This window comes from Candidatus Omnitrophota bacterium (assembly GCA_030688425.1).
Lineage (GTDB): Bacteria > Omnitrophota > Gorgyraeia > Zapsychrales > JANLHA01 > JAUYIB01.
In genome coordinates this window covers 286037-305513 of record JAUYIB010000021.1, presented here as the reverse complement: position 1 = coordinate 305513, position 19477 = coordinate 286037, and the positions used below count along the sequence as shown (strand labels likewise).

15 protein-coding genes are annotated in these 19477 nt (G+C 42.8%); all 15 read left to right on the top strand.

What is annotated here, in order from left to right; translation table 11 throughout:
• Positions 1–34 precede the first annotated feature (34 nt).
• The 15 genes from Q8Q08_10095 to Q8Q08_10025 all read left to right on the top strand — a co-directional run bounded on the left by Q8Q08_10095 (position 35) and on the right by Q8Q08_10025 (position 19466).
• Positions 35–730, top strand: coding sequence for a nucleotidyl transferase AbiEii/AbiGii toxin family protein (locus Q8Q08_10095; GenBank protein ID MDP2654368.1), 696 nt, complete (start codon positions 35–37; stop codon positions 728–730).
• Positions 731–739: 9 nt separating this feature from the next.
• A complete protein-coding gene (locus Q8Q08_10090) occupies positions 740–1228 on the top strand; it encodes a helix-turn-helix transcriptional regulator (protein MDP2654367.1) in 489 nt (162 codons plus the stop codon).
• 10 nt (positions 1229–1238) lie between these two features.
• A complete protein-coding gene (locus Q8Q08_10085) occupies positions 1239–1643 on the top strand; it encodes a hypothetical protein (GenBank protein ID MDP2654366.1) in 405 nt (134 codons plus the stop codon).
• An 872-nt stretch (positions 1644–2515) separates the two neighbouring features.
• Positions 2516–3463 (top strand): reverse transcriptase family protein, encoded by a 948-nt coding sequence (locus Q8Q08_10080; protein ID MDP2654365.1) that lies wholly within the window; start codon positions 2516–2518, stop codon positions 3461–3463.
• Positions 3464–3876: 413 nt separating this feature from the next.
• The gene (locus Q8Q08_10075; protein MDP2654364.1) at positions 3877–4785 is read left to right on the top strand and encodes an abortive infection family protein; all 909 of its coding nucleotides are present in this window, start codon (positions 3877–3879) and stop codon (positions 4783–4785) included.
• Between the two features lie 142 nt (positions 4786–4927).
• Entirely contained in the window at positions 4928–5350 is a 423-nt protein-coding gene (gene umuD, locus Q8Q08_10070) for a translesion error-prone DNA polymerase V autoproteolytic subunit (GenBank protein ID MDP2654363.1), read from the top strand.
• Positions 5351–5352: 2 nt separating this feature from the next.
• The gene (locus tag Q8Q08_10065; GenBank protein ID MDP2654362.1) at positions 5353–6609 is read left to right on the top strand and encodes a Y-family DNA polymerase; all 1257 of its coding nucleotides are present in this window, start codon (positions 5353–5355) and stop codon (positions 6607–6609) included.
• A 1-nt stretch (position 6610) separates the two neighbouring features.
• Positions 6611–7267, top strand: a complete 657-nt coding sequence (locus tag Q8Q08_10060; GenBank protein MDP2654361.1) for an SOS response-associated peptidase — start codon at positions 6611–6613, stop codon at positions 7265–7267.
• Positions 7268–7539: 272 nt separating this feature from the next.
• On the top strand, positions 7540–8514 hold the full coding sequence (locus Q8Q08_10055; GenBank protein MDP2654360.1) for a hypothetical protein: 975 nt from the start codon (positions 7540–7542) through the stop codon (positions 8512–8514).
• A 297-nt stretch (positions 8515–8811) separates the two neighbouring features.
• The gene (locus tag Q8Q08_10050; GenBank protein MDP2654359.1) at positions 8812–9330 is read left to right on the top strand and encodes an antirestriction protein ArdA; all 519 of its coding nucleotides are present in this window, start codon (positions 8812–8814) and stop codon (positions 9328–9330) included.
• Positions 9331–9405: 75 nt separating this feature from the next.
• Positions 9406–9603 carry a hypothetical protein gene (locus tag Q8Q08_10045; protein ID MDP2654358.1) on the top strand — a complete coding sequence of 66 codons (198 nt, stop codon included), beginning with the start codon at positions 9406–9408 and terminating at the stop codon, positions 9601–9603.
• A 440-nt stretch (positions 9604–10043) separates the two neighbouring features.
• Positions 10044–10232 carry a helix-turn-helix domain-containing protein gene (locus Q8Q08_10040; GenBank protein MDP2654357.1) on the top strand — a complete coding sequence of 63 codons (189 nt, stop codon included), beginning with the start codon at positions 10044–10046 and terminating at the stop codon, positions 10230–10232.
• A 4-nt stretch (positions 10233–10236) separates the two neighbouring features.
• Positions 10237–13749 carry a helicase-related protein gene (locus Q8Q08_10035; GenBank protein MDP2654356.1) on the top strand — a complete coding sequence of 1171 codons (3513 nt, stop codon included), beginning with the start codon at positions 10237–10239 and terminating at the stop codon, positions 13747–13749.
• Positions 13750–13762: 13 nt separating this feature from the next.
• Positions 13763–16669 carry a DUF1156 domain-containing protein gene (locus tag Q8Q08_10030; protein MDP2654355.1) on the top strand — a complete coding sequence of 969 codons (2907 nt, stop codon included), beginning with the start codon at positions 13763–13765 and terminating at the stop codon, positions 16667–16669.
• A complete protein-coding gene (locus Q8Q08_10025) occupies positions 16659–19466 on the top strand; it encodes a DUF499 domain-containing protein (protein MDP2654354.1) in 2808 nt (935 codons plus the stop codon). The genes Q8Q08_10030 and Q8Q08_10025 overlap by 11 nt, the downstream gene beginning before the upstream one ends.
• The last annotated feature ends 11 nt before the right edge of the window (positions 19467–19477 follow it).

The following is a 19477-nucleotide window of genomic DNA, read 5'->3' as shown; positions in this document are numbered from 1 at the left end:
TACTTATGAGTAGTATACTTTTAGTGAGGTAAAAATGACTAAAAAGACTGCATATATTCAAGGAGAGCAAAAGCGTATAACTGAATTAGTGACCAAGAAATTCAAAGATTATTATTTAACTGGAGGAACAGCTTTAGCCTTTTATTTTGAGCATAGGTTTTCAGAGGATTTAGACTTCTTCAGTCAAAAATATAAAAAGAGTGATCCAGATAAGATTATGAAATTTATTAAAGAAGAGACGGGGTTTGATTATCGATTAGATGCTATGCAAGATGATCCCAGCTTAATTCCCATGAAAGTTTATTTTATGGAATTAAAGAACAATCATGTCCTAAAAATTGATTTTGTAAAAGATTATGTAGCAAACATGAACCTGATAAGAAATGGATTACACTCTATAGATGACATCTATCTTCGCAAGTTATACGCCGCTATTGGTATGCGAGGGAAAGAATTGGATACCGGACGAAAGATAGCTACAGGGAGGCAAAGTGTTAAAGATTTATTCGATATCTATTATCTTTCTTCCAAACATAAACTGTTGTGCGATGCTTTCTTTGAATTTTTTTCTTATGATCAAGCAGAACGGCTTGACGCTTGGTATAGAGGATTTGATAAGACCGAAACGAAATTGGGTCTTATGGATTTAGTCCCGGGCATTGATACAGGTAAAATTTTTAAGCATTTGGATGAACAGATTATAAGAAAGATTCCGGATAAATTAAAATAGGGTGATTGGATGAAAACTAATTGGTTGTGGGATACCAGATTAAGCGAAACAAGGGTTAAAAATATCTTGAAAGATGAGAAAAACCCTCGTTTCTATATTTACGCGGAAAAATTGTTTTCCCGCATTAGTGATACACAAATGGCCTTTAGTTATATTCCCAAAGAGGTCTTTTGCCGGCATTGGCCTGTTATAAAGCAAAGGATTGATCAGGATGCTTGGAAGAAGGGAAAGGCCCTGTTCTGGCAAAGAATATATGATCAAATAGCTGCACAACTTGAGGTTCATGGTAGTGCTTTATCTGAAAGAATGAGTATTGCGCAACAAATTAAAACCATTCGCCGTCAGCTGGGCTATACACAGGAAGAAATGGCAAAACGGTTAGGAGTTATTCAGCAGTTTGTTTCCAAGTTGGAAACGGGCAGAGAAAATTTAACCATTGATACTTTAAAACGTATTGCGGATGTTTTTGATTTGAAATTGACAATTCGTTTAGGCTAAAGGGGGCTACATGTCTCAATTTATTAGGAAAATTAAAGATCGGTTAGGCGATTCCAATTTCAAGATTTTGTGGTTTGAACAATTGCTGTTTTCTACCCTCTACGGGATCGCGTTTCGTTCTTGGTTGGTTTTTGGAGTGATGTTTTTAGGTTCATTGTGGCTGTTAAATAGACCTCGGGGAGTCTTGCATATGATTTACGCTATGAGTCTCCTCTGGGGCTTTATTGCCTTTTCTATCGGTTATAGCATAAGTTGGGGTTGGGCCGCGGCGTTGGGAGGATCTTTCTTCCTGATAGGGATAAGGGCTCATTTAACCGGCCTAAAGAGTCTAGTTAGCAGTTGTGTTGATTCCGCCAAGCACGAGCAAATTGACTGGAGGAGAGATGGTTATAACGGTTTGCAGAATTTAAATTAATTTGTTGGGGGTGTCTGACTTGTAAACAGTTTTGGCCCTTTTTTAACTTCATACATTTCAACAAGAAACTGAAACCTCCATCGAAAATGGAGTTTTTTTTATTTGACTTAACGGTTTTTATTGAATTTTAAGGAAGTATGGACACTTTTTGGACACCCAAAATGGTTGTGGGTATGAATAAATGTATGGGAAGAGGCGGTCGCGTTCATTGTAAATTGGATGGGTCGAGTACTGTGATTTTGTGGATCGAATTTATTTTATTCTCGATTTTGTATGGGATAGCGTTTTGCTATTAAATAAAACTGTATTAGCACTCTCAATCGATGTTTGCTAAAAATGCGATTGACTTTCGTGAAATTTTGCATATACTAATATCCAGATAAGGCGAACCTTATCATTGTTCTTTGGTTTTCCTCAAACGCAATTCACGATCTTCTTCCTTTATAGCTCAAAGTTAGATAAATGTTTGAGCCTATCTCTTTTTGAGACTTTCTCTCTATGCAGGCTATGCTGTAGATGAATATCGACGGTAGACCATTATCGCATTAACAATGGTTCTCACCAACGATTGGAATCTTAAGTATGCATAACTTATACACTGATTTATGGATAGAGAGCTAATGGCTATAGTTATTTAGTCATTCAAGATGGGGATAACCCCAGCAAAACGAACAACCAAAGATGAAGGGAGGTGTGAAATGAGGAAAAAATCGGTTTGGCTTGAAAAGACTCTTCAAGGAATACGATGGTTTAAGAAAAACGGCGTATCACTGAAAGTTTTTTTGGAATGCGCTAAAACTTTAGCCGAAATAATCCAAAGAGTCTTTTCATCTTGCATCATGCGTCCTCAAAGGACTTAATTTTATATTGCGATGGCTTTAACAAATGAGAATCATTTATTCGGTGTTCGTTCAGTAGCTGTATTATTAAAAACTGATTCAACCCAACTGCAGAAATTACTTCAAGATTTTCAGAAGCATTATCACTCTTCTGCCGTCGTTATCAAGGGTAAGAAGAGGGATATTACCGTTCCCTCCAAAGAATTAAAATCATTTCAAAGAAAAATAAATAAATTTATTTTAAAAAGATTCAAATTTCCTGAGTCAATGCATGGCTATAACAAAGGACATTCTGTTAATACGAATGCCAGCGTTCATGTAGGAAAGAAGTTTGTTGCGAAGTATGATATTAGAAGTTTCTTCCCCAGCATTCATCACACCCGTGTTAATAAAATATATAAATCACTAGAATTAAATGAACAGCAGGCACAAATTCTGACCACCCTTTCCACAGCAGATTATTGTGTGCCACATGGTTTCCCTACCAGCTCAACTTTGGCTGTCCTATCCCTTGTCAATTTAGATCGTAGGTTTAAAAAGGCTTTTAGGGGGTATGATTTTGATTATACTTTTTATTCCGATGACATTACAATTTCTGCAAACAGAGAAATCGTTGGTTTCGAAGCATTGATTTATAAAATGATCAAGCAGGAAGGCTTTAAGGTTAAAAAAGATAAGAAGAAATATTTAGGGAATTATAAAAGGCAGAAAGTTACCGGTAATGTAGTTAATGAGAGGGTATCGTTGCCAATTGAACGAAGAGAATTAATCAAATCCATAGTAAATAACTGCGTTGTGCAAGGGCCAGGTACACAAATTAATAAATATTGGGGAGTTTTTGGAGAGGCGAAAAGTCGAGAGAAGTCAAAAGCTATGTTTAAAGAAAGACTATCAGGAATGATAAAGAATGTTTCGATTTTACACAAAAGTTACGGTCAAAAACTCAAACGGAGATTTAACCAGATTGATTGGAAATTATAAGCAGTAGCCTGAATCACCACGCCAATCGTTCAGATCTATTGAAAGACTGGACTTGCGCGTTCTACAGCGAATTCGATATTGTATACTTTTTTTCTGATTCCCCCCGCATATCCCCTCCCATTCTACGCGGTTTCTCCATGGTTTCTAGCGTGGTTCTCAGCTGATCATTGCAGTAGTTGGTGCTTAATGTGTGAGTAGTATTTTTTTCTAAAATACAGTAGAATTGTAGGCGACAGCAAGGAGAGGGCTAATAATCCTGATAATCCAGAGCAGGTTACCATAATCGGGCCATTCTTTATTAGTTAAAAGATTAGAACAAGGCTTGGGAAGGTTTCCGTAAGGTAAAAGAATTAGGGGGCAGGATTGATCAGGAGTTTAAACAGATGCTTGAGGAAACAACGGGGAAATAATTTATGTATAACTTACTAGTTGCGGGGGACAAATCAGCTTGGAATTCTTCCGAATTTGCATTCGATAAGAGTAGATTTGGTGAATATACTTCTTCATCATTAAATTTTAAAAATCCTTTGAATGCAGATGATATAGAAAAATTAAAATTCATTCCATCATTATTTATGCATGAGGGACAAGAGGGTTACGCAAAGCTTGGACACATTAAATTATTAAAAGAACGTAGGTCAACAATTTTTATTGAAATAAATTTCTTGAAAAATATATTTTCTAAGAAATTAACGAATCAGGGAATTTGGAAAGCAAGAAAGCGACTTGATATAGACGATTTTGAGTTTATGAGAACACATTGGGCTGTAAAAGATGAGAATCTGTTTAATATATTATGTGATCATAAAATAATATCTAAACCTTGGTATAGGAAATTGGAGCACAATTCTTCCCCAAATGATAAGCTGACTCTTGATCATACTAAAAAATTGGATTCTGTTTATGTTCGCGATATATGGGAGAAAACATTAGAAAGACGGCGAGTTGATCCAGAGGGGGCAATTACTACAGCGAGAACACTCTTAGAGGCAGTTTGTAAGTATGTACTTGATGATCTTGAAATAGCATATACTTCAGCAACGGATCTTCATAAGCTATACAAATTAACTTCAAAAGGTTTAAATATCGCTCCTAGCCAGCATACCGAGGAAGTTTTTAAACAAATATTAGGTGGTTGCGTAGCAGTAATCGAAGGGATGGGTAGCCTTCGCAATCGTATCAGTGATGCCCATGGCCAAGGAAAAAGCCCGGTAAAGCCAGCACTGCGTCATGCAGAATTAGCAGTCAACCTGTCTGGTGCGATGGCTTCGTTTCTGGTTGCTACATGGGAAGCAAGAAAGAGCGGGGATTATGATAAGTAAAAGGGAGTAATTAATATGGCAGATAATCAAAGGTTGATCTTACCCCAAAAAAGTGGACACAATGAAGGGATGCGGGCGATAAGTTAGCTTGGAAAATATAATTTTATTTACATACCACCCAAATGTATGGTAATCTCTTTTCATGATAACCAATGTATTTGGATGCGACATACTCATCAAGAAAAAACTTCCTCTTTTCCTCTCTCGAATCAGATCAGGATTTCCATCCCCGGCTGACGATTACATCGAAAAGAAATTAGACCTTAACGAACACCTTATTGACCATCCATCAGCGACGTTTTTCGTAAAGGTCAAAGGCGATTCCATGATCAACGCCGGGATCTTTAGTGGTGATATGTTGATCGTAGATCGTTCTAAAGAGGCAACCAACAACAAGATAATTGTGGCTGTCGTTAATAGCGAGTTCACCGTTAAACGGTTACGAAAACATTCCGGCAAGATAACCCTCATACCGGAGAATCCCAATTATCAGCCTATTGAAATTACCGATACAACAGACTTTGAAGTTTGGGGAGTGGTTGTCCACGTCATCCATTCGGTGTGAGTATGGATTCTTACGCCCTTGTAGATTGTAATAATTTTTACGCCTCGTGCGAACGGGTTTTTGACCCAACCGCCCAGGGCATTCCCGTGATCGTTCTTTCCAATAATGACGGTTGCGTCGTGGCTCGTTCTCAAGAGGCTAAAGATGTAGGTATTCAAATGGGACAACCCTTGTTTGAATGTCAAAACATCGTCGATAAGCACCACGTTCGGGTGTTTTCCTCAAATTATGTTTTGTATGGGGATATGTCAGCTCGGATCATGAATATCCTTTCGGGTTTTTCACCTAACATTGAAATGTATTCGATTGATGAGGCATTTTTATTCTTCAGTGGCTTTAAGAATTATGATCTTGAAGCGTATGGACAATTAATTCGTAATACCGTCAAACAACATACCGGAGTTCCGGTTTCAGTCGGGATTGCTAAGACCAAGACCCTTGCCAAGATTGCCAATCATTTGGCCAAGAAGGTCTATAAGACGGGTGTATTCTGTCTTTTCGATGATGAGGACGAACATTTAAAAAATTTTCCTGTAGATGAGATTTGGGGGATAGGAAGGCAGAGGACGAAGTGGCTTAATAGTCAAAACATTCAAACAGCCTATGACTTGAAAATGGCACCTGATCGCCTCATCAAAAATAAAATGACAGTAACCGGATTGCGAACGGTCTGGGAGTTGCGCGGTATTCCGTGCCTTAAACTTGATGAAGTTGTGGCGGATAAAAAGATGATCGGCTGTTCCCGGATGTTCGGTTATGACGTTGAAAAGCTTGAAGAGCTTGAAGAAGCGGTCTCCGCTTATATTTGTCGAACATGTGTTAAACTTCGCAAACAACATTCACTGGCTGGGTATATCCATGTGTACGTTGAAACAAACCGTTTCAAAGGCGATTATTATATCAACTCGCTGGGAATGTACATCAATCCGCCATCGGCTTATACACCGCTACTATCACATTACGGTAAGATTATTTTGGGACATATTTTTAAAAGCGGTTACAAATTTAAGCGGGCGGGAGTGATCTTGACGAATTTGGTAAGCGAGCGAGCAGGACAGGAATATTTTATCGGCCCGGTATACTCGGGTACAAGACATCAGAAGCTCATGGAGACTGTTGATCGCTACAATTCATCGGCAAACCATGGTAAAATACAGTTCGCTTCTGAAGGCATGGGCAAGCCGTGGCTTATGAAGCAGAGTCGCAAATCAAAACGTTTCACGACAGATTGGAATGAACTTTTAGAGGTTAAAATTTGATATGTGCGGCCGGTACGGATATACCAACACGAACAAGGAGAAGATCAAGAAGGCTTTTCGTTTGAAGCAGATCACCTTTGACCTTGTGCCTCGTTATAACATCACACCCGGCCAAGATGTGCCTGTTATCCTCAACGAAACTCCTGAAGAATTGACCCTTGCCCGCTGGGGACTTGTACCATTCTGGGCCAAAGAGGAAAAGCTAGGCTACAAGATGATCAATGCCCGCAGCGAAACCATCTTTGAGAAACCTGCCTTTAGAACTTCCATCAAAAAGAAACGATGCCTGATCCTTGCTGATTTCTTCTTTGAGTGGCAGAAAACGGAAGATAAAAAGCAGCCCTTTTGCATTCGTTTAAAATCCCAAGAAACTTTGGCTTTTGCCGGTATTTGGGACTGTTGGGAAAAGGGTGAGAATGCCCTGGTATCCTGTTCCATTGTCACCTGTGGACCCAATAGACTCATGAAACCCATCCATGACCGCATGCCAGTCATTTTGGATAGTAAAGGTCAGTCCCAATGGCTTGCCGAGAGTGAACCGGAGAAGATCAAAGAAGTGCTCACCCCGTTTAGCCCCGCCTTGATGGAAACTTATCCTGTCAGTACAATGGTCAATTCACCATCAAACCAAAGCAAGGATATCTTGAATCCTGTTTAATTTGGTGCTCGTTTCGGTCAGAATATTCCCCCAAAGTCAGTTCTAGGATGTTGTTTTCACGTCCACAGGTCTTTAATAATTTTACAAACTCATTACTAAATCATTACAATCTGGTAATGGATTTGTAATTTTATGGATTCGTAACTCTCTATGTTGCGCGGGGTTTTGTTGGCTGGCGCGCAACAATTCGTTCAAGACCCCTCTCCCACAACTATCGTGGGACAGGGGTCTTGAACAACCCCGCGCCATAGAGAATACGAAGGAAAGGATATATGATCAAATATCTCAAAAGTGAGAGTTATTATGATGATTTGTACGACCTGTGGACGGTAGAGGAATGTCTAAGGATTGAAAAGCAGTGGGCTAATAAGATTAAAGATTTAAAAGAAGGTGAAGTTGGGATGGTTAAGTTGGGAAAGGTAATTCAATTACATTTTGCAAAGGGGGAGAGGTATCGGAGTAAGAGGAAAGTTTTAGATGAATGGATTGAAGCAGATAAGAAAAGGGATGAGAAATTAAATAGGACTGATGTTCCAAAGGATGTTAAATGTTTAAAGTGTCAGGGGACAATGGAGGTAACGTTTAAGGATTTGAATGAACTTGATATCAATGTTTTAAGAGTCTTGTTTTTCTTTGAATGTCTAAAATGTGGCAAGAGGAGAGGGGTCTTTGAGGATGGGCAAGAATATGAGTTAAAAGGAGCAAGGTTGAGTAAATCTGAAATGGATCAATGGGACACAGATGATATTGAAAGGAAGAAGCAGAAAAAGAAGGATCAGGAGCTTTTAGAGAAGCGCCGGGCTGATTTTTGTTTGTCTGATAATGAAGGGGTAGAATACATACTAGATTCAAATAGGCTAAAAGAGTTTGCTGAAGTTTTGAAGGAAAGGGAGCAAAAGAAGGCTGATCCAGCTTATGAGGAGGCCATGAAATTAAAGAAATTGACGATAGTTGAATTGGAAAAATTCCTTAAAATGGTTCTGGAAAAAGAAAAATATATCAATCTATCATTTGATAAGCCAATAATCGATAAGCATGTAATCGTTCCGTTGACTGTTCAAGATGAGAAATCTACAAGAGAAGAATATATCAGTGTCTGGACATTTCAAAGGATTCTGAAGAAGGCTTTGAATGACACAAATTGGCGACTGATGAGCGAAGGAGTAAATTACAGATTAGGTTATTTAATCTGTAAATTGAAAGGTTATGAGCAGGAAGCCGATTTGATACAGATCGTTAAAAAGTAAAGGTTTTAAAAGCTGATTTTGGGGTCGCGCTTTTGTTCGACCCTACCCGCCTCAATATATCTCGTACGGATGGTTTTCGTATCACACCCTCTTAAAGTTTTGTAAGTAATATTCCCGCCCAATCAACATCCTTTTTGTTCTTGGTTTTTTGATTATACCACCTAGTCAAGGGACGCACTCGCTTGGATGGTTCGCTAGGATGGCTTCGCGCATCCGCTCACGCATCCACTCGTGCTCTAAAGCCCTTGACTTACGGTGGTCTTTTTAATCAAAAACGAACAAAAAGGAGAGTGCGCCATGCAAACCACCCAAACAACACCAAAAATCTACGTTGCCTGTTTAGCCGCTTACAATAACGGCTTCTTGCACGGGCAATGGATCGACGCAAATAAATCTGCTGAAGCTATCCATGCTGAAATTAAGGATATTCTGGCACAAAGCCCTGTTGGAGGGGCAGAAGAATGGGCAATACACGATTATGAAGGCTTTGAAGGTCTTCGATTGTCTGAATCTGAAGATATTGAAACAGTCGCAGAAATAGCCGCAATGATTAAAGAATACGGTCCGGCTTGGTGCGCTTATGTCGATCATGTGGGTCTGAAGTACGCCACCAAAGAAGGATTTGAAGAGGCGTACAGCGGTGAATGGGATTCGGAGGAAGACTTTGCCGAAGACTTGGCAAGGGACACGATGGAGATCCCTAAACATCTGGAATTCTACATCGACTATGAGAAGTTTGCCCGTGACCTATTTATCAGCGATTATTTCTCCGCAGAGGCAGAAGGATGCAAGGTCTACGTGTTCCGCCAGCTTTAATGGGGGCGACCTGGGCATGTCGTTAAACTGCCCGTAATTTTTACTTAAATCACTTAACTAAAAGGAGAAATCGACATGATCAGACAATTACCGACATTCAAAGGGTATACGGTTGATGCTCGTTTAAAACAGTTCCGAAGAGTTGATCCTCTTTGGGGAATGGAGTTCATCGACTTTGATACTCCGCAAGGAGAGGCCTTGCTGGAGGAGTTGGTTGGATCAATAAATGCGGAAACGCAGGAAGGGAGGGAATTACTGATTTCACTATGGTAAATAGGGGTAATTGGGGCGACCTGGGCATGTCGTTAAACTGCTCGTTTTTTTTTTTCGACTAAAGCGGGGCAGGCGGCTGGCTGCGTCTTCGCCTTGCCCACCATCTCCACAAATTAAACACAAATCGTTTCGTAAGACTTTGCCTTCGGCAAAGACTTACTTTCACTAAGAGACACTTTAAGCATTTCGCCTCTGGCGAAAAACTTAAACCCTCGCGGGTTCGTGTCTCTTTTTGTGTTTAATTTGTGTTAATCCTCTGCCGTAAGTTAATTTTAATTTATGTAATAATCGGCAGAGGCCTGCCTGATTAAAATCTATTTTAAAGAAGAATTTTCGCTGATCATTACGGCTGCCGGATGTTTATTATTTCCCTGAAATATTTTTCATTGATGCAAAGAAATCACCTGTTATAATATGTAACATATTGTTATATATTTAAAATGAAAAAATTAGTCGAAACTTATACTGTTGAAGAAGTTGCGGAAGCATTAAAACTGCATCCATATACTATACGCCGCCTTAGCCGGGATGGAAAGATTCCGGCTTTTAAATTTGGTGGTCAGTGGCGCTTTCGTAAGGATGAGATTTATGTTTGGTCGAAGAAATCCGGTAAAAAGGAAAATAGATAACGGCATGCTTAAGCTTGAGGACATCAAAAAAGATTCATCGATCAGAGGTATAGAACCCGATCACATAGTCCGCATTGTAACGACCGAACCTGTCGGCACTAACGCGATCACTGTTTATTACAAAACAGCGGATGGTAAATTATCCGAGCGCATGCTCTTTCGGAGCGATGAGCCAAATTTGTTTTTAGCAGAAGCCGGACGCCCTTGGTCTTTCGATGCACCAGGCGAGGATTTTAAACTTGCTACGGAGGCCTACCGAATCCATTTAGCTCACCTTTTCGATCCGATGATGGCCGTACACACTTCTAACGTAGAACCTTTACCCCACCAGATAACTGCCGTTTATGAATCAATGTTGCCGCGTCAACCACTTCGTTATGTTTTAGCGGATGATCCCGGTGCCGGTAAAACAATTATGGCCGGTCTTTTTGTGCGCGAACTTCTTATGCGTGCCGATGCCCGTAGAATTTTGGTTATTGCGCCGGGAAGTCTTGTGGAGCAATGGCAAGATGAAATGGATGAAAAATTTGGACTTGTTTTTAAGATATTTGGCAGGGACATGCAAGAAGAAACCCGCACCGGCCGTAATGCCTTTGACGAATGCGATCTTCTTTTAGCCCGTCTCGATCAGCTTTCTCGTAATGAAGATCTTCAAGAAAAGCTTCGGATGACGAGATGGGATTTGATTATCGTAGATGAAGCTCATAAACTTTCCGCGTCGTGGTCGGGATCGAAAATCTCAGAAACAAAACGGTTCAAGCTTGGTAAATTACTCGGGGAAATTTGTCGTCATCTTCTATTGATGACGGCCACACCGCACAATGGTAAGGAGGAGGATTTTCAGCTCTTCTTGTCACTTTTAGATTCCGATCGTTTTTATGGAAAATTCCGCGATGGTGCGCACAAGGTCGATACCACCGACCTAATACGGCGGATGGTTAAGGAGGATTTGCTCAAGTTTGATGGGAAGCCATTGTTCCCAGAGCGTCGGGCGGAGACGGTCAAATATGAGCTTTCCCCGCAAGAAGCGGCTTTATATACGGCCGTTACTAATTATGTTAAAGAAGAGATGAATAGGGCCGAGCGTTTGCAGGATGAGAACCGCAAGGGGACGGTTGGGTTTGCCTTAACAGCACTTCAGCGGCGTCTGGCTTCCAGTCCGGAAGCGATTTATCGGTCACTGGAGAGGCGTCATAAAAAACTTAAACAGCGTGTTGAAGATGAAAAACTGAGACAGCGCGGTCAGTTGGCCTTGGATACAGTCAATGAAGGACGGGCGCCGGAAGATGTTTGGGATTCACCGGATGAAATGGCCAGCGATGAATACGAAGATTTTGAAGAAACCGTGGTCGATCAGTCCACGGCGGCGCAAACGTTGAAAGAATTAGAAGCGGAGACCCACATTTTAGAACACCTTGTCGATCAGGCACGTTTAGTGCTTCACTCTGGTCATGATCGTAAATGGGAAAAATTATCTGAGTTGCTTCAAGGTACTCCCGAAATGAGAGATTCGGAAGGTCGTCAGCGCAAATTGATTATTTTCACCGAACATCGGGATACATTAAATTATTTGATCGAACGGGTATCTGGCGTCATCGGGGACTCTGGTGCAGTAGTTACTATTCATGGTGGTGTCAAACGAGAGGATCGGCGTAAGGTTCAGGAACTTTTTCGTAACGACAAAGACGTGCGTGTATTGATCGCAACCGATGCCGCTGGTGAAGGTATTAATCTTCAAAATGCCAATTTGATGGTCAATTATGATCTGCCTTGGAATCCAAACAGGATTGAACAGCGGTTCGGCCGCATTCATCGCATCGGACAGGAGGAAGTTTGTCATCTTTGGAATATGGTGGCAGCGGGAACTCGCGAGGGCGATGTGTTCCTTCGGCTTTTCGAGAAGCTTGAAATTATAAGAAAAGCTTTGGGCGGCCGTGTATTCGACATACTTGGTGAAGTTTTTGAAGAAATCAGTCTTAAGGATTTACTTATCAGGGCGATTAGATATGGAGATGATCCTGCCGTCAAGGCCCGGCTCGATCGCCAGGTGGAAGGCGCTTTGGATTATGAGCATATCCGTGATGTCATGAGCCGCAATGCTCTTTGTGAAGAGGTCATGGATGAGAAGCGTCTTTTTGCAGTCAAGGAAGAGATGGAAAAGGCAGAGGCAAGAAAACTTCAACCGTACTTTGTTCGATCTTTTTTCAATAAAGCATTTCAGCAATTCGGTGGTGAAATGAAATCACGTGAGGATGGCCGATATGAAATCACGCATGTTCCCGCCAGTATCCGCGAGCGTGATCGCCAGATTGCAGGTCGTGATAGACGGAATAACGATCCGGTAATGAAACGGTATGAACGCGTTTGTTTTGAAAAGAATCTTGTTCGCGTGCCGTTCAAGCCCATGGCGAGCTTGATTCACCCCGGTCATCCGCTGATGCAGTCTGTGACCGATTTGGTGCTTGAAGCGCATCGGAACAAACTGAAGCAGGGTGCGGTCTTAGTTGATCTTGCGGATCCGGGCAGTGACCCTAAAATTCTATATCTGGTCGATCATTCGGTCAAAGAAGGCGGCTCCGCTAATAGGGTCATATCGAGAAGGATTCAATTTGTCGAGATCGACCAAAATCGAGATGCGATCAATGCTGGCTGGGCGCCGCATCTCGACCTCCAACCAATCAGTGAGGGCGATCTCGCTTTGATTCAAGATGTCCTTAAAGGACAGTGGATTGCGCAGGATTTGGAACAGTCGGCGATTGGATATGCCTCAACTAAATTGGTTCCGGATCATTTTGAGGAGGTTCGTGGACGGCGAGAGAAGATGGTTGACAAAACTCTGTCTGCCGTTACTGAACGCTTAGTGAAGGAAATAAATTATTGGTCTGATCGGTATATTAAGTTGCAGGAGGATGTGGCGGCCGGAAAAGATATCCGTTTGAATTTAGATAATGCTCGGCGCACTATCGATGAGCTAACGGTTAGACTGGAGAGTCGTAAAAAGGAACTTGAGACGATGCGCCATGTGATATCCGCAACACCGGTGGTTTTGGGCGGGGCGTTAGTAATTCCGGCCGGGCTTTTGGCACAGAAAAAAGGGAAGACCGATAACATCGTAGATGCGGCGATGCGCAAGCAAGTCGAGATGATTGCCATGAAAGCAGTGATGGACATGGAAGAAAAACAGGGCTATGAGATATTCGACGTTTCCGAGCAGAAATGCGGTTGGGATATTACCTCGCGGCCACGGATAGGTATTCCCGATCTGGATGCAGTCCGGCATATCGAAGTTAAAGGCCGGGCCAAGGGCGAGGAGAGCATCACGGTCACTCGTAATGAAATCTTGTACGGTTTGAATCAGTCAGACAAATTTGTGTTGGCCATCGTGTTGGTGGATGGTGATCGATATGATGGGCCATTTTATATTAAACGTCCGTTTAAAATTGAACCGGATTGGGCTGTGACCAGCATAAATTATTCTATCGATGATTTATTGAAAGTGTCACAAATATCGAGATAGAGGTTTTTTGCGAATGGAAATTAAGTCTCCGAAAAAATTAATTGAAGTGGCACTTCCGCTTGATGATATCAATATCGCGGCCGTGAGGGAGAAATCGATCCGACATGGGCATCCTTCTACACTTCATTTGTGGTGGGCTAGACGGCCGCTGGCTGCGGCACGCGCAGTGATCTTTGCCCAGATGGTCAATGACCCTGGATATGATCGTAGCCTTAAGAGTGGGCTTAAAAAGGATGCGGCACAGAAAGAGCGTGAGCGATTATTTCAGATCATTCGTGATTTGGTTAAATGGGAAAGTACAACTGATGAGGAGATATTAGAACGCGCACGAGTGGAGATTAGAAGGAGTTGGCGTGAAACATGTGAACTTAATAAAGATCACCCGCAGGCCAATGAACTTTTTAATCGCGATAAATTACCAGCGTTCCATGATCCTTTTGCGGGAGGTGGCGCAATTCCGCTTGAAGCACAGCGATTGGGACTAGAGTCATATGCTTCTGATCTTAACCCGGTGGCTGTAACAATCAATAAAGCGATGATTGAGATTCCACCCAAATTTGCCGATTTTCCTCCGGTTGGCCCATTACCATCAGGTGATAAACAAGAGCTTTTTCAAAAAAAATGGATAGGGGCAAAAGGATTGGCTGAAGATGTGCGCCGTTATGGCAAATGGATGCAGGTGGAAGCATATAAACGAATTGGACGTTTATATCCACAACTCGAAATAAAAAGGGAAATGATTAAAGAACGACCAGATTTGATAAATTTCGTTGGAAAAAAATTCACAGTTATTGCATGGTTATGGACTCGAACAGTTAAAAGTCCAAATCCTGCTTATTCTCATGCAGATGTTCCATTGGCGTCGACTTTTGTTCTTTCTACTAAAGAAGGAAAAGAAGCATACGTGGAACCAATAGTTGAAGGTAATACGTATCGTTTTGTGGTTCGCATGGGGAAGCCGAAGAATATTGAGTTAATCGAGAATGGAACAAAACTCGCACGTGGCGCAAATTTTCGCTGTTTATTATCTAATTCTCCTATTGAGCAAAATTATATTCGAACAGAATTTAAAGAGAAGCGTTCAGATGCACGGTTAATGGCTGTTGTAGTTGAGGGTCCCAAAGGCCGAATTTATCTTTCCCCCACCCTGGAACATGAGGCTAGTGCCGGTGAGGCAACCCCTTCTGGATGTCCCGAGATGGAAATGAATCAAGATAGTAAGGATTTATTGAGTGGACGCGGCTATGGGTTTAAATATTGGCATGAACTTTTTTCACCCCGCCAATTGGTGGCGCTGACTACATTTTCTGATTTAGTGCAGAAAACAGTTTTAAAAATTAAAAAAGATGCAGTTTCTTCTGGAATGGAAGACGACGGAAAAAGTTTAGACAATGGTGGGACTGGAGCAACAGCTTATGCTCAAGCGGTTGGTGTATATCTGGCTTTCGGTGTTGACAAATGTTCAGATTATTGGTCTTCGATTTGTAGTTGGCATCAGTCAGGTGAGAAGATGCGCAATACATTCGGGCGTCAAGCTATCCCTATGGTTTGGGATTATGCAGAAGCTAATCCTTTTTGTGAGTCGACCGGCAATTGGATGGCCATGATTGATTGGACTTGGAAAGCTCTCGAAACAACACCCGCAAAGCAAGCGGGAGTAGCAATCCAGGCTGATGCACAATCTCAATCTGTTTCGGATTTAAAGGTGATCTCTACTGATCCTCCATACTACGACAACATCGCATATGCGGATTTATCTGATTTTTTTTATATTTGGATACGCCGTAGCTTGATGCAAACATTTCCAAATCTTTACGCTACGATGGCTGTTCCGAAGACTGAAGAATTAATAGCCGCGCCATACCGTCATGGTAGTAAAGAGAAAGCTGAAGCTTTCTTCTTAGATGGGATGACAAGAGCTGTTCATAATTTTGCAATTAAATCACATCCAGCTTTCCCGTTAACAATTTATTATGCTTTTAAGCAATCGGAAACTACTGACGAAAAAGGCACATCAAGCACAGGTTGGGAAACTTTCTTAGAAGCTGTGTTACGTGCTGGACTTGCCATTACGGGTACTTGGCCCATGCGCACTGAGCTTAGTAATCGCATGATTGGTTCAGGCACAAATGCTCTAGCCTCTAGCATTGTTCTTGTTTGTCGTAAACGATCAGTTAACGCGCCTACTGTTTCTCGTCGAGATTTCCTGAAGGAATTAAATGCATCTTTACCTGAGGCTTTAATTGATATGACGCGTGGCGAGAAGAACTCACCGGTGGCGCCAGTTGATCTTTCGCAATCAATTATTGGCCCCGGTATGGCAATTTTTTCTCAATATTCTGCTGTGATAGAGGCTGATGGCAAGCTGATGTCCGTTAAAACAGCATTGCAGTTAATTAATCGTTTTCTTGCTGAAGAAGACTTTGATCACGATACACAGTTTTGTTTGCATTGGTTTGAGACATTTGGTTGGAGTGAAAATAAGTTTGGCGAGGCGGATGTTTTGGCGCGTGCCAAAGGGACCACTGTTGAAGGCGTTCGTGAGTCGGGTGTGATTGAGGCCAAAGCTGGCAAGGTTCGTTTGCTTAAATTTTCTGAATATCCCGGTGATTGGAATCCAGCTACAGATAAGAGAATTCCTGTTTGGGAAACCCTGCATCATTTAATTCGCGCGCTTCGTTCTGACGGGGAGTCGGCAGCGGGATTCCTTTTATCACGAATGATTACCAAAAGCGAGGCCACCCGTCAACTTGCCTATCGACTTTATACTTTGTGTGAACGTAAAGGCTGGGCGGATGACGCCCGAGCATATAACGAATTAATTACCTCATGGGAGGCTATCGAGAACGCGTCTCATGCGGCAGAAAATGCCGAAAAACAAAAAGACTTATTCAACACAGGAGAGGTCAATGTCGCTTAAACCTTGGCGCGAAGTCGCGGTACCCCACGAGGATGTTTTAAGAGGAACATTTCAGCAGGCAGAATTCGCCGCTGATATTTCTCGCGTTCACGATGGGACAGCGACCGCAGAGTATCAGGATCCGGATCTATTTTTTAAACGTACATTTATTACAGAGGGCATGCGTTTACTTTTGGACTCTGTGGTCAAGCGGCTTTCTGGCCGCGGTGGGGATCCGGTTATTCAGTTGCAGACAGCGTTCGGTGGCGGCAAGACGCACACTATCCTTGCTGTATACCATATTGCCAAGGGAGAGATAGTGGCTCGAAATCTTCAAGGTATTGCATCGATATTGGATAATGCCCAAATTAAAGATTTACCGAAGGCAAAGGTCGCGGTGTTGGATGGTATCAAAATGTCTCCCAATCATTCCAAGAAACGAGGCGGTGTTGTTGTAAATACGTTATGGGGTGAGTTAGCGTGGCAATTGGGTGGCGATGAAGGATACGAATTGGTCAAAAATGCGGACACCAGCGGCACTTCACCGGGTAAAGAAATTTTGATCAAGTTGATATCGACATATGCGCCATGTGCAATTTTGATCGATGAACTGGTCGCTTATATTCGGCAATTTGAAGAGGGAAAATCGTTTGCCGGAGGCACATTTGATTCTAATCTTTCGTTTCTGCAGGCCTTGACCGAGGCTATGAAGGCAGTGCCAAACGCCGTTTTGTTGGCATCTTTACCGGAATCGGATAAAGAGGCCGGGAGTCAACGTGGGATCAACGCTTTACATTCTCTTGAACATTATTTTGCACGTGTTCAGGCAATTTGGAAACCGGTGGCGACCGAGGAGGCCTTCGAAATCGTTCGACGACGATTGTTCACGAGCATTAATGACAAGTCATCGGTGGAGGCTGTGTGCCGCGCTTATGCGGATGAATATATAGCTAATGGAGCCGAATTTCCGCAGGAGACACAAGAGAGTCGATATTATGATCGATTGGTTGAGGCTTATCCGATTCATCCGGAGGTATTTGATCGACTCTATAGCGATTGGTCGACTTTGGATAATTTCCAAAGGACGCGCGGCGTTTTAAAATTTATGGCCAAGGTCATTCACCGCCTTTGGAGCGATGGAAACAAGGATTATCTTATTCAGCCCGGCAACATCCCGCTTTACGATGCCGATGTCCGGAATGAGGCGATTTATTATCTCCCTCAGGGATGGGATCCGGTGTTGGAAGAGGATATCGACGGTGAACGCGCGGAGACGACCAGTATTGAAAAATTTGATACGCGATTTGGCAGTGTCCAAGCTTGTAGACGCGTGGCGCGGACCATCTTTTTAGGGAGCGCACCATCCAACTCGAGTCAGCGCGTCAGAGGAGTAGATACCTTACATGTGGTGCTGGGTTGTATCCAGCCCGGGCAACAGGTAGGTCTATACAAGGATGCATTGAAGAGGCTGGTCGACACTTTGCACTATCTCAACAGTTCGAGCGATCGTTTTTGGTTTGATACCCGGACCAACTTGCGCCGTGAGATGGAAGAACGCAAGCGTCGATTTATCGAGAAGGAAAAGGAAGAAGTTTTCCCGGTTATCCGAAATCAATTACAACGGGCTTTAGGTCAAGGAACATTCGGTGGGGTTCATGTTTTTACCGGCAGCAGCGATATCCCCGATGATTGGTCATTGCGATTGGTTGTATTGCCTCCGGATGCTTCGTTTGGAAAGACCGTTAACAATGCGGTCGAACGAGCCCAAGAGATATTGAGGAGCCGTGGCGAGCAGCCGCGCCAGAAGCAGAACCGGTTGATTTTCCTGGCAGCGGATAATGATACGATTAGCAGGTTAAAGGATCAGGTCCGGACAATGCTTGCATGGCAGTCGATAGTGGATGATGTAGCTGAAATGAAGTTGAATCTCGATCAGTTGCAGACCCGGCAGGCAAAGAAGTATCTCGAAGAGGCGGGAGACGCGATCCGGCGGATGATCCGCGAGGCCTATAAATGGGTGTTGGCGCCTATGCAGGAAGATCGCAACGGCAAAGGTCTATCGGATATTCAATGGGAACATTTTCAAGTTAACCCAGGGGCAGCGAATTTTTCGGTCGAGATCGAGCGCGTGTTGCGTGAAAACGAACTCTTGATTTCGGAATGGGCGCCTATTCATTTGGCCGCTCTTCTTAAGAGATGGTTTTGGAAATCGGACGCGAAAGAAGTCGGCGCAATGGATGTCTGGCAGAAGATGTGCTGCTATCTTTATTTACCACGGTTGCGGGATGACGGTGTTTTTAGAAATGCCTTGATCGCAGGAGCAGGGACTAAGGACTTCTTCGGGTTTGCTTATGGCAAAGACGGAACGAAATTTGTTGGTTTCGTTTTTGGCGCCGGTGGTTCGCCGATCCTCGATGGATCTTTATTGCTGGTTGAGCCGTCATCGGCCGCAAAATATGCCGCTGAATATGAGAAGCCCCAAGAAGTTTTACAACCGACCGGAGGAGTTGCCGAACCAACCAAAGGGTTGGATGGTTCGAAGATTTCAACCGGGCAGGCGCCGGTGGGACGTGGTTCAGTTTTGAAGAAGAGGTTCTATGGTACGGTCGAACTCGATCCGGTTCGCGCTAAGTATGAATTTGCCAGGATAGTGGATGAAATTATTCAGCACTTTGTGATCAAGCCCGATGCGAAGATGAAAATCTCAATTGAAGTTCAGGCCGAGTCAGCCAACGGTTTCGACGAGAAAATTCAACGGGTGGTCAAGGAAAACTCCAACGTCTTACGTTTCAAGAATGCGGAGTTTGAGAAAAGCTAGATGTGGAAAAA

Excerpts from the sequence above, each read along its gene's own strand:
- umuD (MDP2654363.1), top strand. The coding sequence starts at position 4,928 with ATGATAACCAATGTATTTGGATGCGACATACTCATCAAGAAAAAACTT.
- Q8Q08_10050 (MDP2654359.1), top strand. The coding sequence starts at position 8,812 with ATGCAAACCACCCAAACAACACCAAAAATCTACGTTGCCTGTTTAGCC.
- Q8Q08_10030 (MDP2654355.1), top strand. The coding sequence starts at position 13,763 with ATGGAAATTAAGTCTCCGAAAAAATTAATTGAAGTGGCACTTCCGCTT.
- Q8Q08_10055 (MDP2654360.1), top strand. The coding sequence starts at position 7,540 with ATGATCAAATATCTCAAAAGTGAGAGTTATTATGATGATTTGTACGAC.
- Q8Q08_10040 (MDP2654357.1), top strand. The coding sequence starts at position 10,044 with ATGAAAAAATTAGTCGAAACTTATACTGTTGAAGAAGTTGCGGAAGCA.
- Q8Q08_10045 (MDP2654358.1), top strand. The coding sequence starts at position 9,406 with ATGATCAGACAATTACCGACATTCAAAGGGTATACGGTTGATGCTCGT.
- Q8Q08_10085 (MDP2654366.1), top strand. The coding sequence starts at position 1,239 with ATGTCTCAATTTATTAGGAAAATTAAAGATCGGTTAGGCGATTCCAAT.
- Q8Q08_10090 (MDP2654367.1), top strand. The coding sequence starts at position 740 with ATGAAAACTAATTGGTTGTGGGATACCAGATTAAGCGAAACAAGGGTT.
- Q8Q08_10065 (MDP2654362.1), top strand. The coding sequence starts at position 5,353 with ATGGATTCTTACGCCCTTGTAGATTGTAATAATTTTTACGCCTCGTGC.
- Q8Q08_10095 (MDP2654368.1), top strand. The coding sequence starts at position 35 with ATGACTAAAAAGACTGCATATATTCAAGGAGAGCAAAAGCGTATAACT.
- Q8Q08_10080 (MDP2654365.1), top strand. The coding sequence starts at position 2,516 with ATGGCTTTAACAAATGAGAATCATTTATTCGGTGTTCGTTCAGTAGCT.
- Q8Q08_10060 (MDP2654361.1), top strand. The coding sequence starts at position 6,611 with ATGTGCGGCCGGTACGGATATACCAACACGAACAAGGAGAAGATCAAG.
- Q8Q08_10025 (MDP2654354.1), top strand. The coding sequence starts at position 16,659 with ATGTCGCTTAAACCTTGGCGCGAAGTCGCGGTACCCCACGAGGATGTT.
- Q8Q08_10035 (MDP2654356.1), top strand. The coding sequence starts at position 10,237 with ATGCTTAAGCTTGAGGACATCAAAAAAGATTCATCGATCAGAGGTATA.
- Q8Q08_10075 (MDP2654364.1), top strand. The coding sequence starts at position 3,877 with ATGTATAACTTACTAGTTGCGGGGGACAAATCAGCTTGGAATTCTTCC.